Below are 17,966 nucleotides of genomic sequence, written 5' to 3' on the forward strand. Positions count from 1 at the left end.
CCATCTCACTCCCTAGTAAGTAATTCTTCTTTTTTTAATTTAAATTCCCCATCTACTAATAAAACTTGTGGAATAGTTTCTCCATTTTCCGAAACAAAATGTAAATTTCTGTCATATAAATGGTATTCCGTCGGGTAAGGCGCATAACTAGTAATTAAAAGTCCCTCTTCTGTCCTTTCGATCGAGCCATTCACAACAGAGACGGTTCCATTTTCTTCGTATAAAAACGTTTTCTTTCCAAATCCATCTAAATAGGCAACAAGCTCTTCGCCCATATCCCAATCAGCCGTTTCTTCTTCTTTCGTAAATAAACGAGTAAAGATCCCTCCGTCTCTATAGAAAGTCGACTGGCCAAATCGGTTTCGGGATAAGTCCGGCCGATTGAAATGAGGACCCGCAATACTATAGGTTGAAGCCGCTTCCCCAGTTGACAGCTTCGAATCCGTAGCTTTTGCATTGGTATCATAGCAATAAAGGATTCCAATCGTCGCACGATAGGCCGCTTTTAAGTACCTGCTATCATGCAGCTCTTCATAAGCTTTCAGACATGCTGCAGCTGTAATACCTCCCCATAAGGAATGAATCATATAGGATAGAGCTTCCCACCAGCGGTCAGGGCTTTGGGCACGGAAATCGTTTGAAAAGCCCATATTCGCAAGAACTAATTCACCATATTTTTTGGCTGCTTCGAAATGATGGGTACTTGCTAAAGCGCCAGTTGCAGGACCAAATCCAGCATTATCAAAGAAATGCTCGGTTACTGCCGCTTTATAGGTTTTACTATCATTCGATACCTTTCGCGCGATTTCGGTCCATAAAGAACTGATTTCCTTATATTTTTCCGTTAGACCACGACTTTTAAGCTCTTCCATTAAATCATCAATGTATAAGAAGAAAACACCCAGCATTTCAGCTTCTTCTTTGCCTCGAGGGTTATCATGTAGATCAGGATTCACACGTAAAGAGAACACGTCAGCCGCCCAGGATAAGTAAGTATCCGGATGGTGCAAGTGTAAAATATTCTCTTCAAACTGTGATAGAAGATAAAATGCATGACCGATATATTCGAAGTCCATGCAACGGTAAAAATCACCGTATAACTTGTTTGGTTTTGTAAAATCCCCGTTTTGGAACCACTTTTGACGGATATAATAGACACAGCTTGCTTCTACTTTTTGAACTTCCTTCGCATTCGTCGTTCCTAATAGGTTATTTTTTAGCACAAGACTTAATTTCCCCAGTGATTCACCCTGATTGGAAATTGGCGAGTAACTGTACGGGATTTCACTGTTTTCTCCGTTAAACAATACTTCACTAATATAATGTGAACGATTTTCAATCATATTTTTGATTGGTTCCATCACATTTAGGATCACGCTATCAAAATATTGATTATCTATTTCAATCGTGATCTTATGTTCCCCTGGTATAGTGAATAGGAGGTTCGCCTGATATTTATTTTTTTCATTTTTAATTTCTGCAAAGATATTTTTTCTTCTTCTTTCACCGGCTTCATCCAAATATTCAACATAGGCATCTGTCAAATCCTGAACTTCAAGTAATTCGAAAGCGAATTCATAATTCTGATCAGCAATAGCAAGTGGTTCGAAATCAAAAATCGGATGATCGTAATTTTTTTGACTAATCAGATAAAAGTCGCTTTGGTCTTTAAAAGGCTCTAATGAGTATTCCCATTCTTTTTCGCTTAAACCTGAAAGAATAAATCCCTCTTTTTCATATAACCAATCGGCATTTTCAAACCCCTCTGGATATCCTCCCGCTAATATTAATTGATGGAATAGCAGTCCATCTAAAGATGGGGAAACGCTTTCGAAAAATAGATTATTATAGGCACAATAAGTTCCCACCGATAATGTTTGTCCCTTTGTTTGATACATCCCTATATGAGGTGCCTCATTACTTCTACGAACACATGCCAACTTTGTATAACTCTTTGAGATCGAAGGAAAGACCGCTGCCGAATGATTCGTTTGTAAGTTCAAATCATTGATTCGGTACATCACATAAGAAAAAGAAGACCATATTGCAAAGTCAGTAATATTCAATTCGTTTGCTGTACGATTTTTTAGGGTGATATTCCATACGAAACGATCTTCTGATTTTGTTAAATCATACTTCATGATCACTTCTATTTGTTCAAAAACGTAAATGACTGTTGCTTGTGCATCGTTTTTTGTTATGGATGGAATTCCATCTATGCTATTTAATAATTTCCCATCAATTTTTATAGAAAAATCACCAAACAATTTATCTTCTTCATCATATCCACTTTGACTTAGATAGGATGGATCCATCACCCAATTCATTTTATTAATATCATCTTTTAAGAGTAAATTTGTCAAATTTCCACTCGATGAAACTTCTATTCTGAATTGTTTATTTTCCAAAAAAATGACCTCCTTTTCAAAAATCCCTTAAAGGAAAACGGTTAAATAACTGTGTATTTAATAAGTTCTAAAGGTATAATGAATTGTAAGCGTTAACCGCTACTAAAATATATCAAATAAAAAAAAGAATGAAAATAAAGTATTCTAGCCACTTTTTAAGATATTTCACACAGTTAAACATTTTGATAATAGAAAAGATTTAGGTCGAGCTAAGTATTTAGAAGTGAGATTTTAGAATAAAGAAGAGGTGATTCGTATGGAAATCGTGTCAATTGCCGTACCGCCTTTCCCAATTTTTATTGAGGGGAATATCACAAAATATGAAAAAGGAGCAACACATCCTGATAGAAGTGATTTGGAGTATTTCGATATTATTTTTGTAAAAAGAGGAAAGCTTTACTTAACTGAGGATGGGAAGGATTTTATTGTAAATCAGAATGAAATGTTGGTTTTACTGCCTTTGAAGCACCATTATTCGACCCATCCTACAGAGGACGAAACCGAATTTTATTGGCTGCATTTCTATACAGATAGTTACTATTCAGAGGGGGATGAACCGAGGAAACTAAAATCAGATATTCCAATCCCATCTTTACACTTTCACAATCACAGCTATACCCTTCAGTTACAAAAAAAGTGTAAATTAGTAGACTATGATGAGATATACAAAAAGATCGATCAGCTTTTATTAGCGACCACGAAAGAGAATAAAGAATTATCTTTTTGGGACATACAGATTAGTTTTTTTTCTCTCATTAATCTATTGGAGTCTCAAGGAATGGCAAAGGATAGCGGGTACATTATTTCCGAAAAAGTGGCCCAATTTATCAGGGATAATTATCATAAACCAATTACAAATACGATGTTGGCAGAACAATTTAATGTTCATGAAAACACCATTGCTAAGTACATGAAAAGATTCTATAAAGTTACTGCGCTAGATTATTTAAATACCTATCGTCTAGAGCAAGCACGAATTTTGCTGTTAAAAACAGATCATACAATTCAATCAGTCGCAGAACAGTGTGGTTTCAGTTATGGCCCCTATTTTTCTAGCGCATTTAAGAAAACTTACGGCCTATCACCTCTTAATTATCGAAAAAAACATATGAGAAGTGTAAAAGGAAAGGCCTGAATTGACCGCTGTCTACCTGACGCAGTGAACTCAGCCTTTCCTTCCCCAATCACCTTGTAATCATAGATGACCATTATTAATATTGCAGTGTTAGCGTTATCGAAATTTACTTTTTGGCCGATATGGAAGCAAGTGCAGTTTCATTGAATCCTTTAACAATAAGCCAGACTGCCAAAATCATTTCATTAGCTGCTACCGGCAGCGATAAAATACTCCAAACAGAAATTTGTTCGATGACACCGAATAGGACCAACAATCCATAAATAAAAACAAGCGCCGCCCCTGTCATTCCCAAAATAGCAATGAACCTTGGTACGAGCTCAGTTTTATAAAATATATAGCTGTACATCATTGTATTAATCCCCAGCATAAAAAGGGGGCCGAGCATAAATGTCCAAGCATGAATGGCTTTTAATACAATCCCTGAAGTTTGAAAAGAGGCGATATCCGGAGCTCCTGCTGCTGCATATTCCTGACTTAAGGTAAGCAGGGACAACATACTAATGACCCCAATCGTAATGATAATGGCCTCTAAAAACCTGAAGCACATATGCCAAAGAGCGATCGTTTCATTATACTTTCTTAAAATCGGAAACATGGTTGTGGCAGTACCAACTGCTGATACAACTAGAATTAACTCCATAAGTGCTCCGAGCGTCACCTGATTGGCATATTCGGCACCCTTAATTAAGTAATCGGGACCGTTTAGGATCGGATCGTATAATAAAAGACCAATTACCGCCGTAACAGCAGCAAGGATAAACAGTACGCCCACAATTTTAGCCGATTTTTTTGTATTCATCTTTCCATCGCCCTCTCGTCTCCAATTTATAAAAAAGTAAAGCAAAACACTTTATTGCTTTGTCTGGTCCTCATAAAAGAATACATCTTCCAAAGGTAAGTTAAAGGCTCGGGCAATGCGAAATGCCAGTTCTAGGGATGGGGAGTACTTCCCCTTTTCGAGAGCGACGATGGTTTGTCTTGTCACGCCTGCCTTGTCAGCCAATTGCTGCTGAGTCATTTCATCATGGTTGAAGCGTAATCTTCGAATGTGATTGCCGACAAGATTTTTGCCCATATTAGACTCCTCTCCGATAGTGATAAATTTTCGAAACAGAGCCAGTCACATCTGAAAGGAATCCTGAAATAATCAGGATGATGAACATCGCTTGTGACGGCTGATAAAAGACGATTGACCCCATTGCAAGCAGGAAGCCGATGATAAATACAAAGAAGGAATTTCGGTACGCTTTCAAAGCAATTAACTTATCCAGTTCATCGGCAAATGCAGGTTCCTTTTCTCTCGTCGTTATTCTATAGACGATATTAAAAATAATGCTGATAAGGATGTGTACCACGATAGAAACTAATGTTAATTTGAGGACGAAGCTACCCCAATATCGAAAAGTTTCACTAGACCCCAGCCCTTCCTCAGGATGCTGTGGGTACATGTATAAACAATAAAAGCCGAAAATGAGAATAACGGTAATCAACGATACGATACTCTTCTTTTCTTGATATGTCATGGTTACTTCCTCCTGTATCATTCCTTTTACATCAGGTAAGGTATTATATGCACCATGTAAAAAAAAGTTTACAATTAGTTATTTAAAGATTACATTGTACAGGCCAAACACCTAAGGTCAGGAGCCACTCTTTTAGAAAGCAAAAAAAGAGACTATCCAAAAGATAGTCAAAGTTAGTAACAAATTAGAATATGGGGGGGAGAGCAGCTAATCATTAAATACCCGCATTTTAAAATGCTAAACACAAAAAGCGTCATTCTTTCTAACTTGTAAGCTCATATACTCAACCTTTACTGGTGGTGCTAATCTTTTCTCTAGATATAGCCTTACTAAACTGTTCAATTAGTATTGGAACGATTTCAAAGGCATCACCAACAATTCCATAATGGCAGTTCTGAAAAATAGGAGCTTCTTTGTCCTTATTTATGGCAATAATTAACCCAGAATTTTTCATTCCCACAATATGTTGAATCGCACCGGAAATTCCAATTGCAAAATAAATTTTTGGCGTTACCGTCACACCAGTTTGCCCTACTTGATGAGCGTGATCGATCCAGCCCGCTTCCACCACGTCCCTGCTCGCACCAACCGCTCCGCCAAGCGTCTCCGCTAATTGATGGATCAACTGAAATCCCTCGTAGCTCCCTAATCCTTTTCCGCCGGCAACAATGATATCTGCTTCGTCAATTCTTACTTTCTTAACTGTTTCCTTTACAATTTCCAAGACTTTTGTCCGAATATCTTCTTCTTTTAGAGCTATTGTTTCGTCTATTGTCTTTCCTGTTCTTCCAGGCTCCGGAGTCAGCTCCCTCATGACTTTGGCACGTACGGTCGCCATTTGCGGCCGGTATTTTTTACATAAAATGGTCGCCATTATATTTCCGCCAAAAGCAGGCCTGCTCGCCAATAGTAACCCGGTTTCCTCTTCCACATCGAGCTCCGTTGTATCCGCTGTCAAACCTGTCGGCATATCGGTAGCCACTGCGCTTGCGAGGTCTTTACCTGTTGAGGTAGCTCCGAAGAGGATAATTTCCGGTTTATATTTATCCGTGCATTCGAGCAGCGCCTTCATGTATGATTCAGTCCGGTAATGTTTGAAGATGGGTTGATCATAAACATAAACCGTATCTGCTCCATATTCAAAAACTGTCTGCGTTAAATGTTTAACATCTTCCCCGATTAGAATACCTGCTAACTCCACTCCCCGCTTGTCTGCCAATTTTCTGCCGGCCCCCAATAGTTCAAGGGATACCGAAGCCACCACTCCATCCTTATGTTCAATGAATACCCAAACACCTTTATATTCTCGGAAATCCAATTACATTTCCTCCTTTGCTTCAAACAATTCTTTCTTTTCAAGCAGGACTGAGACCAACTGATCCACTTGGTCCAGTGGGTTTCCTTCCAGGAATGTTCCCCCTGAAGGCTTTTGTGGTGCCCATACTTTGGAAACAATCGTTGGAGATCCCTTCAAACCAAGCTGCTTTATATCCACTTCTTCCAGGTCATCAACCGACCAGATATGAGGTTTATATCTGGCGGCTTTGATCATGTTTGGAAACGGAGAATATGGTACTTCATTGATTGTTTTTTCAACAGAAAACAAACATGGCAGCGTGGACCTTACGACTTCATAACCATCCTCCAACTTGCGATGGACAACGGCATACCCTTCTTCTTGGTTGATTTCCGCTACTTTGTTCACTGAGGTCAGAGGTGGGATATCTAGCCTTCTCGCAATACCGGGCCCCACCTGCCCGGTATCTCCATCGATGGACATTTTTCCACAAATGATTAAATCTACTGGCTGAAGTTTACCGATTTTTTCAATCGCCTTTGTCACGGCATAGCTGGTTGCCAATGTATCCGCCCCTGCAAATCTCCGGTCAGTGATTAAATAGCCCTCATCGGCACCTATTTCAATACATTTTTTTATCGCGGAAACCGCTGGGGGAGGCCCCATCGTTACAACCGATACGATTCCTCCATACCTTTTCTTTAGACGAACCGCCTCTTCAACTGCATGGGCATCGTATGGATTCAAAATCGCTGGTGCCGTCCTGCGGTCCATTGTATTTGTTTTTGGGTTCATCTTAATAATTTTGGTATCAGGTACTTGCTTGATACAGACTACAATATGCAGCATTTTACCCCTCCCTCTTATATAAAAAAGACTTACTTACCACAGTATGCAACGTGCCAGCATTTCCGGCTGTAAAGCTTTTTTCGCCCGTTTACATTTACTTTATTAAAAGAAAAGTCCTTACATTCGAATTTCCGATAAATAGTCAGAGAAATCTTCAATGAAAATTAAAAATAATTAAAAAAACGTTGAGCATGAGTGAATTACAACTAATTTTGGGTAAATAAAAATAAAAGAATGAGGAGTGAGTGGATGAAAAATAAAAAAAACGATTCAAATTACCAAACAAATAAAATGGATCATCCTGAGCAATATGAAACAACCGAAGAAAGCTTATTTGATAAATTCCAAAGTGAAAGAACGGTCGATCCCATTCCCATGGAAGACTTAAATGAAGAAAAACACGAAGAAAAGCGCAAACGTGATAGCAAGCATACTTCTTCTAGTGAAAAAAAATATGGTGGTCTGTAACTATTTGTAATCATTGATTCCATTAAATAAAGATTAAAAGAGTCTAAATTATATAGGCTCTTTTTTTATGGCTTTCTATCAAAAACTGTGTCATAATGTTTGTCGTTACAGCTTAAAATTACAGTAAGCACCTTAGATGCTTATTTTTAGTAATAAATTCAAGTTAAAATGTGGTAAGATGGATCTAATAAAATAGAAAAAGGATGGGCTACAAAAGATGCAGATTTTAATCGGCAGGCCTGACATCAATGAATTTATGAACAAATTAATTGACATAGTGGAGCATATGGGAGGAAAGGTCCGCTTCTCAAACGAAAATCGGGTAAGCTTTAGGCCGGATTTGACCCTAACGGTTCCGCCGGTCGCGGACAAAGAGAACCTCTATGCCCTTGCACATGAAACAGGACATCTAATTGACTACCTCGAAGGAAACTTAGATTACGACCAGTGGATCTCGAACCGTCCCTATCGGATCAATGCAGAAATGAAGGCATGGGTCAATGCCTATCATCTCCTAAAAGAAATAGACGCTCCCTTGGATGATTGGGAACAGCATGTACAGAGGAAACTGTTTACCTATTTCCAATTCGAAGAGGTATCATAAGAATAAAATTAATGAAGTTTTGATGCCCGGGAAGAGACCTTCACGGGCATTTTTCATATAAGAAATAAATGTTAAAAGCGGCCCGTTTTTATAATCGAATAAATAATCCATAAAAACATAAAAAATGCGATAACAAAGCCCACTTCAAGCGCGTGTATACTGGTTAGAATGGTGTTGGTTCCGAAAGTGGCCCCAACAATTAAACCCAATACCACAATACTAAAAGCGAGAAGTGTTAAACTGAACGAAAATTTGTTGCTTAAGCGGTCAATTTTTGTAAAAATATCTCCCAGTTCATGAACACTAATTTTCACCTTTAAGTCACCTTCAGATGTCTTCTGAAGAACTTCCTCGATCTGTCCGGGAATTTTTGTAAAGCTCTCGGTTATGTCCTCAGCATCGTTCAAAAGCCGTTTTCCAAATTTAATTGGATTATAGCGTTCCATCAATAGCTGCCTTCCATAAGGTTTAGCTAGTTGCAGCAGGTTTAATGAAGGATCAATATCTGAAATGATTCCTTCCAAGGTTATTAGCGTTTTTCCCAGCATCATGAAGTCCGTTGGGATATATATCTGATGATTTTGCGCAATCGAAAAAAGTTCGTTGATTGTTAAACCAAAATTTAATTCACCTAAAGGGGTATGGCTGAATTTTTTTCTAATTCTGTCAATGTCGTCATAAAATTGTTTCTCATCAACAGTTGAAGGTACATACATAAGTCTGTACATGGCCTTCACTAGTAGATCGGTATCTTCATTCATAAGTCCAATCATTAATGTGGTTACATCATATCTTTTTCTCGAAGATAATCTGCCAATCTGCCCTAAATCGATAAATCCAAGCTGTTTCGTATCAGGAATGTAAAGGATGTTACCAGGATGAGGGTCGCCATGGAAGAATCCTTCCTCTAAAATTTGGATAACAAACGATTCTACTAACCTATCAGCAATATGTCTTTTTTCGTCCTGACTCAGACTAAGCTGCGGTATCTCGGTTATTTTTATTCCATCAATCATTTCCATCGTAAGTATTTCAGCTGTAGTGTAATCCCAATAAATATCGGGGACTTTGATGTCGTTGTGGTTTTCAAATTGCAGCTGAATCGTTTCGGTATTCCTGCCTTCCTCCATGTAGTCCAGTTCATTTTTGATTGATTCTGCCAGCTCATCCATTAAATCTGTAATATGGTACTGCCGTGCCCAGTCATAGTGATTTTCCAACATCTTAGATAGATCCTTTAATATTCCGAGATCTTCATCTACTGTTTCTTTTATTTTAGGACGCTGTATCTTTACCATTACCTTCTGACCAGCCGGAAGGACCGCTTCATGAACTTGGCCGATGGAAGCAGACCCGGCCGGTGTTTCACTAAAGCGAACGAATACATCCTCTACCGCCCGGCCGAATTCGTCCTGTATTTTTTCCTTTATCTCATTAATTGGCACCTCATTTACTTGGTCCTGGAGAAGTTCTAATTCTCGAATGACTTCGACTGGCAGCAAATCACTCCTAATACTTAGGAGCTGTCCTAACTTGATAAAGGTCGGCCCAAGCTCTTCTAATAAATGTCGTAACCTGTACCCCATTTCCTGCGGGTTTCTCTGATTAAAATCTGCTATTAACCGGTCTTTCAAAGTAAGGGTATCAGTTAGCCCGACCTCCTGTACGATGTAACCAAACCCATGTTTCATCAACAGGGAAACAATTTGCTTATATCGTTTCATACCTTTTACATTTTTATTCATTCTGCCACCTATATCTTTTCTGACTTTTCTGTATTTGTTTCCCTTATCATCTGGAGCCCGTTCATCTAGTTTTTCTTTTCCCTTTAGAGAAGCTCCGCAAACAAATCTACTGCAAATTTTTTCTAGTTAATTCCCATTGCTCAGCGGGTACATACGTACAGTCCTGTATGCATTGTACGAACTGACTTATTCTACATAGAATATTTGGGAGGGATTATCATGTTTGGAATCGCAGATGTTTTAAAATTTCTAATCTCTTTTTTTATCATTCTGCCTTTCGTTACTCTTATCCACTTAAGCGGGCATGTTTTTTTTGTTACACTTTTCGGGGCATCTGAGAAAAAAATCGTGATTGGATGCGGGACAAAGGTACTGTCCTTTTGGAATATTGAAGTAAGAAAATACTACTTCTGGAATGGGGCCTGCGAGTTTAAATCGTTAAGGCATGATAACCGTTTAACGAACACCTTCATATACCTTGGCGGGGCTTTATTCAATCTGGCAGGCATTTTTGTGGTACATGCCCTCATTTCTCAGGGAATTCTAGTAAAATCAGTTTTTTGGTATCAGTTTATCTATTTCTCATTTTATATGCTTTTTTTCTCCCTGTTTCCTATGTATTTTTCGGATGGTTCGCCCAGTGATGGAAAGGCGGCAGTACTCACGTTGAAGAACCAGCATGAAAAGAAAATAAGTGATGACATTCTTTTCATGAAAATGGAAGAGCAAAATAAACTCGAGGAACCATTCACTGATGATTGTAAGTAACTGATTTTTCGGTTTAATTAAAAAGCAAGCTGGCTTCGTATACGAGCCAGCTTGCTTTTTATATCGGAATAAATATTATTTACGTTCATTAAGGTGTAGGCTTCCCGCCATTGGCATTTAACGTCTCACCAATGACATAACTGGATTCCTGGCTGGCAAGGAACACATAGGCTGGCGCCATCTCAGCAGGCTGGCCGGGACGGCCGAGCGGTGTATTCATACCGAATTGTTTCAGTTTGGACTGTGGCTGTCCGCCGCTGATTTGCAGCGGTGTCCACACTGGACCGGGGGCAACGGCATTCACTCGGATCCCCTTCGGTGCTACCTGCTGGGCAAGCGCTTTGGTAAAAGTATTGATCGCGCTCTTGGTGGTAGCGTAATCAAGTAAAATCGGCGCTGGACTGTATGCCTGGATAGAGCTCGTATTGATGATTGAGCTGCCTGGGGGCATATGCTTGATTGCCGCCTTGCAGAGCCAAAACAGCGAGTACACATTCGTCTTAAAGGTGGCGTCGAACTGCTCCGTCGTCAATTCAGAGATATCCTCTACGAACTGCTGCATACCCGCAACGTTCGCGAGAATGTCGAGCCCTCCAAGCTGATCCACTGCAGCCTGGACAAGTGATTCGCAATATTCCTCGTCCTTCACGTCACCAGGTACAGCTACAGCCTTGCGCCCAGCCTCTTCGATCAGCTTAACAACCTCCTTGGCGTCTTCCTCCTCCTCCGGCATGTAGGAGAGGACTACATGCGCTCCTTCCCTGGCAAAGGCGATAGCGACAGCCCGGCCAATGCCGCTGTCTGCTCCGGTTACGATTGCTTTGCGTCCCATCAGACGGCCTGTTCCGCGATAGGTTTCTTCCCCTGCATCAGGCTTTGGGATCATTTCCTCCTCCAGTCCCGGCGGGTTCTGGAACTGCTGAAATTCCGGACCTGCCTTCGTATACATCGTTGTTGGATCCTGCATCGTGTATTGGTCCTTGCTCATCTTGTATCCTCCTTTTGATTCATATGTGAATGAATTACTTGCATAGGCATAGAGCCATGCAGCTATTGATTAATTACCCTGATTTCCAACAATACTAACCTAAATAAATCAGTTATCCCTTCATTCCCGCTGAAATATTGGCACCTTTGATAAAATACCGCTGGAATAGAAAGAAAATCAATATCGTCGGAATCATCACCATTACAGACATGGCCATTAAATAATTCCATTGCGTCTGGACACTACCTTTAAAAGTCTGAAGTCCCAATTGAAGGGTATACAGGTTTTCATCACTTAGATACAATAAAGGTCCCAACAGGTCATTCCAAGAACCCGTAAAGGAGAAAATCGCGACGGTAATCAAAGCCGGCTTAACCAGCGGCATAGCTATCGACCACCAAATTCGAAAATGACTTGCCCCGTCCATTATCGCAGCTTCTATTATTCCGTTCGGAATCGTCAGCATAAATTGTCTAATGAGAAAGATATTAAACGCACTCCCCAAAAAGGCCGGCACGACAAGCGGCAGGTAGGTATTGACCCACCCTAATTTTGAAAATAAAACATACTGCGGCACCATCGTTACAAAACCAGGAATCAGCATGGTGGACAGTACCAAAACAAACAGAACATTCCTGCCCTTAAATCGGACCTTGGCAAATCCATAGGCGATAAAGGCGTTGACAAAGACATTACCAATTGTACTCATTGCAGCAATTAGTAAGGTATTCAAACTCCATCTCGGAAAATCGCCAGTTTTCCATGCCTCTATGTAATTAGAAAAATGAAACTCCTTTGGAAAAAAGGAAGGAGGGTATTGCATGATCTCCTGTGGGGATTTTAGAGAAGTGGAGATCATCCACCAAAGTGGTGTGAGTAATACGACACTTCCTATGAAAAGGACTAGAAACACCATCGATTTTTTAAAGTTGAGCTTTTTGTTTTTCTCCGCCCTTCTTACTCCTGCTCCAATCACTTTTCATCGCCTCCTTCATAATAAACCCATTTTTTCCCTGCCTTTAAATTAATAAATGTCAGCACCATAATGATGATAAATAAGAACCAAGCCATGGCCGAGGCATATCCCATATCGAAGGATCTGAATGCATTATTCCACATATGCAGATTGTAGAATAGGAGCGAATTGCCTGGTCCGCCCTGTCCATTCTGAGTCATGACATAAGCTTCTTGGAAAATTTGAAATGATCCGATGGTACTCGTAATGATATCAAAGAAAATAATTGGCGTGATCATCGGAAGAGTTATGTGGAAGAATTTTTGATAACCGCTCGCCCCATCTAAATCCGCCGCTTCATATAAAGACGGAGAAATCCCTTGCATTCTGCCTAGGTATAAAAGCATCCCTCCACCTACACTCCACATTTTCATCAATATCAGAGCCGGCTTTGTCCAGTGCGGATCAAACAACCATGAGGGACCTTCGATTCCGAATATATGTAAAAATTGATTCACTAACCCTGTGGACGGACTTAACAGCTGCATCCATAGGAAGTACAGTGCAATGCCGGATAGAATGGAAGGAAGATAATAGATGGTACGGAATACCCTCATCCCTTTCACCTTTTGGTTTAATAGGACAGCAATCGCAATTGCTCCGGCCGTTGTCAATGGTACAGAAAACATAACATAGTAAAGAGTATTCCAGAGTGATGTCCAGAACATGTCATCTAGTGTGAACATTCTTTTATAGTTTTCTAGTCCGATAAAATTCATCTTGGACGTAATATTATAATCTGTAAAGCTGGCAAAAAGAGAAAAAACTAGAGGGCCTGCAGTCAGCCCAACAAAACCAATCAGCCAGGGTAAAATAAATACATAGCCTATCAGACTACGTTTCCACGTAACACTAGAAACCGGCCGAGCCCCAAGCTTTGTCTCAGTCGTGCTCAACGGTATACTCGGCATGCTAGTTTCTACTTGACGCGCTGCCACTTTTTCCATCCTGCATATTCCTTTCCTATATGAGTAAGAGAAGCGTAAAGTCCGCTTCTCTTTCAACGTTATTTTTTCATTTTGGCGACATTTTTTTCTGCTTTCGTTAAGGCTTTTAAAGGTGTTATTTTTCCGGCAATTGCTGACTCTACCAAGGGATTAATTCGTTCTTGATAGTCAGGAAACTGATTAGGAACCGGCGATAGTGTGGTATATTGTAGTGAATCTACTGCGGTCCGGTACACCGTTTTAGCGTCACCTGTTAAACCATTCATCACACTATTTGAAGCTTTTATATTGGCGACATTATCGTAATTCTTCTCTGCCCAATATTTTTGCGCTTTTTCCCCAGTCAGATATTTAATAAATTCCATAGCTTCTTTTGGATGCTTGGCTCCCTTCGGAACTTCTGCCACGAATCCGCCGCCGTCACTATACGGCTTGCTGTTTTCATCAAATGCCGGCATCGTTGTTACACCAAAGTTCATTTTTGTACCTGAGTCACGGATTTGAGTATAAAAGGTGGCTACATCTGTAAACATGGCAACCTTTCCTGCAATAAATGGATTGGTTTGCCCGTTGGAGAATTCAGCTTGATAGTTTTGGATGTTCTTCTTTCCGTAGCGTGTTTGCCAGTCAGCTAACCATTCTAAGGCTTTCACTTTATTTGGCGTATTTATTTTTAAATCTCCGTTCTCGACGTATCCAACCCCATTATCCGCATTTTTCAGCCAGCTGGGTGCACCGAAGCCGCCAAACAAAGGATAAAATCCAATGCGTGTATATTTTCCGTCTTGCTTTATATCCAGCTTTTCGGCATATTCTTCAAGCTCTTTCCAGGTGGCTGGAGGTTTGTTAGGATCCAAACCTGCTTCTTTAAATGCGTCCTTATTGTAAAATAGCAATCTCGTATCGGTTGTAAACGGAACCGCGTAGGGTTTGTCCTTGTATAGTACCGTTTCCCAAAGATTCGGGTAAAACTGTTTTTTATATGTATCTTGATCTATGTATTTTGATAAATCCTCTGCCTGATTGTTTTCGGCACGCTGCGAAACACTATTAATATCATTGATTACGACGTCAGCAGGGTTACGTGCAGCTACAGCCGCCAGGTTTTTGGTCCAAATATCCCCCCAAGGGATAAAGGTATGTTTAACCAAGATTTTGTCCTGTGATCGGTTAAAGTCATCAACTATTTTTTCAATAACCGGCCGTCTTGTTTCTGATCCCCAGAACGTCCAAAAATCGACGACTACTTTCCCATTTGAACTAGCAGCACTGCTCTTGCTCGAACATCCAGACAGGATGGTTGACAGGAGCAGGAGTATCACAAGTGATAAACTTCCAAGTATCTTTTTCATATGGCAGCTCCTTAGTTTGATTAATATTCGAAAAGATATCCGGAATCTTTTACTAAAAGACATATACCCCGAATCCTGTCTAATAAACCAATTTCCTGTCAAAACAGGAGAAAAGTCTCATAAATATCACCAAAGTAAATACACAGCAATACAAGTGGATTCAACTATTCCTGTATCCTCGCCTTAGGTTAAATGGGATGTTGAACATAAAAAAACCCCTGGAAGGTTCTTCCCGGGTATTATACATATGTATAAGTTTAAGTAAGATAACTATTTAATGTTTGCTGTAAGGTTGCTTTTGTTTCTGTATAACTAGTAAGATCAATTCCTAAATGAACCATACTTCTGACAAGTTCCGGGCGTAATCCAGTTATGACTGATTTAGCCCCCATCAGCGTAATCCCAATCAACACTTTTTGGAAATGAGCAATGGTTACTTCGTCCATTTCCGATATACCAGACAAGTCGATTATCAAAGTTAGAATCCTTAACTTTGCTATATCTGTTAAAACTTTTTCTTCAATAATATCCATGCGATAAGAATCGAATGTACCGATTAACGGCAGTACAGCTACTGTTTGGCTGACTGGTATAATAGGTACCGATAGGTGTTCTACTAATTTCCTTTGGGAAAGGATTAATTCATCTTTATACTGTGAATAACTAATAAAGAACGAGTTTAAAAATTCATCAATCCCATCATTAACCTTTTTCTCCAATTCAAAAAAATCATCAACAAATTTTGCATTTTCATTGACTTGATCATATAGATTAATAAAATGCCATAATGTCCGCCTAATTGCATGCACCCATTCTAATTTAAACGCAAGAGTTAATGAAAATTTCGCCCATGCAATGCCTTCTTCATTAGCAAAAGCAATAAGTTCTTCGTTTCTACTTTCCACCACATAAAGAACAAGCCTTTGAGCATTTTTCAATAAATCAATATTACCCTCTCTTAAAATACTTTCAATATTAGAAGCGACATTGACAGCCTCAGATAATAGTTTTTCCTGAAATTCTTGTTTATTATTATTAATATATTCGGATAAGTTATTCGTATCATAGAATGTTTCCAAAATTTTATTCCTCCTTGTTAAATCTCTACTATATCTACAGAGGGACCCCATGGTAATACCCGCTTTTTTGAGTAATGAAACATGCTTTTTTAAAAAATTTGACCTACAATATATGTCAGGTCATCTTTCCCTTTTTTTGCATGGTTATCTAAAAAGTTAGAGATTTCTTCAATCGAACTAGAGGAACTTGCTAATGCCTTAATACCGGGTATTGCAAGACCATCCGTATGAATAATAAACTTGGACCCCATTTCATAAGAAAATGTTTCGCATCGGTATGTTTGGGGCCTTCCGGATAAATATCCATGGATAGGCAGTGGATAGATGAACTTTCCAGACGGACAAGAAAGTACAAACTGAATGTTTCCAACCGAGCTATAGGTGAATGTTTTCTGTAAAAAATGTACCTTTAAAATAGATATCGTTGCACCTCTTTTATCCTTTAGGACCTGATTACAACTTTCAATTAATATATCTACCTCTTGGTCATGTTTTTTTTCCACTTCCAGCCGAATCGCGTTTGACGAATGATAGGCATGTTCCCCGCTCCCTAAACCATCAGCAACCACACAAATAAAGTATTCGTCTGTTACTTTCATATAAAAGCTATCCCCGTTAAACACATTACCTTCCTTAGGTATTTGATAGGCAATTGCCTGAATATGTTGGTTACAGTCACGTTCAAGCATTTTTTTACGATGCATCTTTACCAATGCCTTTCATAAAGTTTTTGTTTTTTTACTTGTTTTTCCATCCTCAATAATTGTTTAAACATTATTTACACTCTTTTAAAAATAATCAGCGTAAAATCATCCCTAATCTCGAAATTTTGTAATCTCTCGATATCACGATAAATGTTTTCCACCATTTCTTGTGCGGACAAATGCATATAGCTTTCAATCAAATCAGTAATGATTGATCGTTCAATAAATCCCTGTTCTGTCCTTGATTCAGTCACACCGTCAGATAGCATAACGATCATATCTCCGGGGCTAACCTTTTTTTCATATTGTTCATATGTTATATCCTGTTCTACACCTAAAACCATGCCTCTTGTTATAAGGTCCTCAAAGGATTGTGAAGACGCGTGATAATAGAATCCTTGTTCATGCCCTGCAGCAGCATATGTAAACATATGATTACTGAAATCATATACTCCGTAAAACATGGTAATAAACATACTTGAATCAAGATTATTTTCTACGACTCTGTTTAAAATGCATAACACTTCGTTTGGATTATTTCTGGATTTTGGTAAACTGTCCATTGCGTACTTAATCATAGACATACATAGGGCGGCAGGTACTCCTTTGCCAATTACATCTGCTATGGCTATACTAATACTTTTTCCATCCTCAACAAAGCGGTAAAAATCTCCATTTATTTTCTTTGCCGGTACACTGATGGCACCGATATCTACTTCCGCAAGCTTCGGAATAGACGTTTCTAAAAAGTTTTCTTGTATGCTCGCAGCCATTTCCATTTCCGTTTTTATTTCATTCTGCTTGTTCCTTAAGCTCTGATGTTCTTGATAGGCTAAGCCATAGTTCATCATAAATTCAATCAGGAAATCAAACGAAGCTAGCACATCGTCTCCAATATCCGGAAAAAGCTCCTTTAAGACTTTACAATGGATACTTATAATTTCTTCAGGAGGTATTTGCTGTTCAATGGATTTCCTGCTAAACATTTGTCCTTGATACAGTGCTGCTTCGGAAGATTCATCTATATATCTCCGAAGCATTTCCCGATAACTGGATTCTAAAATCGGTTTAAAATCCATCC

At 39.3% G+C, this 17,966-nt stretch carries 18 protein-coding genes; 4 read left to right on the forward strand and 14 right to left on the reverse strand.

Annotation, left to right across the window (positions count from 1 at the left end; genetic code table 11):
* Window positions 1-5: 5 nt before the first annotated feature.
* A complete protein-coding gene (locus GXK58_RS02410; protein WP_160719490.1) occupies window positions 6-2,408 on the reverse strand; it encodes a hypothetical protein in 2,403 nt (800 codons plus the stop codon).
* Between the two features lie 256 nt (window positions 2,409-2,664).
* On the opposite strand from GXK58_RS02410, the gene GXK58_RS02415 reads away from it, so the two are divergent.
* A complete protein-coding gene (locus GXK58_RS02415) occupies window positions 2,665-3,543 on the forward strand; it encodes an AraC family transcriptional regulator (RefSeq protein WP_160719492.1) in 879 nt (292 codons plus the stop codon).
* Between the two features lie 106 nt (window positions 3,544-3,649).
* Here the strand turns inward: GXK58_RS02415 and GXK58_RS02420 are convergent, their stop codons facing one another.
* The 5 genes from GXK58_RS02420 to GXK58_RS02440 form a co-directional block, all read right to left on the reverse strand.
* A complete protein-coding gene (locus GXK58_RS02420) occupies window positions 3,650-4,345 on the reverse strand; it encodes a DUF4386 domain-containing protein (protein WP_160719494.1) in 696 nt (231 codons plus the stop codon).
* Window positions 4,346-4,396: 51 nt separating this feature from the next.
* Window positions 4,397-4,621: a helix-turn-helix transcriptional regulator gene (locus GXK58_RS02425; RefSeq protein WP_160719496.1), complete on the reverse strand. Its 225-nt coding sequence runs from the start codon at window positions 4,619-4,621 to the stop codon at window positions 4,397-4,399.
* A 1-nt stretch (window position 4,622) separates the two neighbouring features.
* Window positions 4,623-5,069 (reverse strand): hypothetical protein, encoded by a 447-nt coding sequence (locus GXK58_RS02430; protein WP_160719498.1) that lies wholly within the window; start codon window positions 5,067-5,069, stop codon window positions 4,623-4,625.
* Window positions 5,070-5,352: 283 nt separating this feature from the next.
* Complete coding sequence (locus tag GXK58_RS02435) at window positions 5,353-6,387, reverse strand: electron transfer flavoprotein subunit alpha/FixB family protein (RefSeq protein WP_160719499.1); 1,035 nt, start codon at window positions 6,385-6,387, stop codon at window positions 5,353-5,355.
* Complete coding sequence (locus tag GXK58_RS02440; RefSeq protein ID WP_160719501.1) at window positions 6,388-7,215, reverse strand: electron transfer flavoprotein subunit beta/FixA family protein; 828 nt, start codon at window positions 7,213-7,215, stop codon at window positions 6,388-6,390.
* Between the two features lie 249 nt (window positions 7,216-7,464).
* Between GXK58_RS02440 and GXK58_RS02445 the strand changes: the two genes are divergently transcribed.
* Entirely contained in the window at window positions 7,465-7,683 is a 219-nt protein-coding gene (locus tag GXK58_RS02445; RefSeq protein WP_160719503.1) for a hypothetical protein, read from the forward strand.
* 217 nt (window positions 7,684-7,900) lie between these two features.
* On the forward strand, window positions 7,901-8,287 hold the full coding sequence (locus GXK58_RS02450) for a hypothetical protein (RefSeq protein WP_160719505.1): 387 nt from the start codon (window positions 7,901-7,903) through the stop codon (window positions 8,285-8,287).
* Window positions 8,288-8,358: 71 nt separating this feature from the next.
* Here GXK58_RS02450 and GXK58_RS02455 read toward each other — a convergent pair whose 3' ends face one another.
* A complete protein-coding gene (locus GXK58_RS02455) occupies window positions 8,359-10,032 on the reverse strand; it encodes an ABC1 kinase family protein (RefSeq protein ID WP_160719507.1) in 1,674 nt (557 codons plus the stop codon).
* A gap of 219 nt (window positions 10,033-10,251) precedes the next feature.
* Between GXK58_RS02455 and GXK58_RS02460 the strand changes: the two genes are divergently transcribed.
* On the forward strand, window positions 10,252-10,800 hold the full coding sequence (locus tag GXK58_RS02460; RefSeq protein ID WP_202171267.1) for a hypothetical protein: 549 nt from the start codon (window positions 10,252-10,254) through the stop codon (window positions 10,798-10,800).
* A gap of 88 nt (window positions 10,801-10,888) precedes the next feature.
* Here GXK58_RS02460 and GXK58_RS02465 read toward each other — a convergent pair whose 3' ends face one another.
* The 7 genes from GXK58_RS02465 to GXK58_RS02495 form a co-directional block, all read right to left on the reverse strand.
* Window positions 10,889-11,788, reverse strand: coding sequence for an SDR family oxidoreductase (locus GXK58_RS02465; protein WP_160719509.1), 900 nt, complete (start codon window positions 11,786-11,788; stop codon window positions 10,889-10,891).
* Window positions 11,789-11,900: 112 nt separating this feature from the next.
* On the reverse strand, window positions 11,901-12,764 hold the full coding sequence (locus tag GXK58_RS02470) for a carbohydrate ABC transporter permease (RefSeq protein ID WP_337248157.1): 864 nt from the start codon (window positions 12,762-12,764) through the stop codon (window positions 11,901-11,903).
* Entirely contained in the window at window positions 12,761-13,750 is a 990-nt protein-coding gene (locus GXK58_RS02475; RefSeq protein ID WP_237389533.1) for a carbohydrate ABC transporter permease, read from the reverse strand. The genes GXK58_RS02470 and GXK58_RS02475 overlap by 4 nt, the downstream gene beginning before the upstream one ends.
* Before the next feature lie 59 nt (window positions 13,751-13,809).
* On the reverse strand, window positions 13,810-15,102 hold the full coding sequence (locus GXK58_RS02480; RefSeq protein ID WP_160719511.1) for an ABC transporter substrate-binding protein: 1,293 nt from the start codon (window positions 15,100-15,102) through the stop codon (window positions 13,810-13,812).
* 257 nt (window positions 15,103-15,359) lie between these two features.
* Window positions 15,360-16,184, reverse strand: coding sequence for an STAS domain-containing protein (locus tag GXK58_RS02485; protein ID WP_160719776.1), 825 nt, complete (start codon window positions 16,182-16,184; stop codon window positions 15,360-15,362).
* Between the two features lie 86 nt (window positions 16,185-16,270).
* Window positions 16,271-16,870: a PP2C family serine/threonine-protein phosphatase gene (locus tag GXK58_RS02490; protein WP_160719778.1), complete on the reverse strand. Its 600-nt coding sequence runs from the start codon at window positions 16,868-16,870 to the stop codon at window positions 16,271-16,273.
* Between the two features lie 89 nt (window positions 16,871-16,959).
* Window positions 16,960-17,964: a PP2C family protein-serine/threonine phosphatase gene (locus GXK58_RS02495; protein ID WP_160719513.1), complete on the reverse strand. Its 1,005-nt coding sequence runs from the start codon at window positions 17,962-17,964 to the stop codon at window positions 16,960-16,962.
* Window positions 17,965-17,966 lie beyond the last annotated feature (2 nt).

The sequence above is a fragment of the Bacillus sp. USDA818B3_A genome, from assembly GCF_009928415.1.
In the GTDB taxonomy this organism is placed as follows: Bacteria; Bacillota; Bacilli; order Bacillales; family Cytobacillaceae; genus Neobacillus.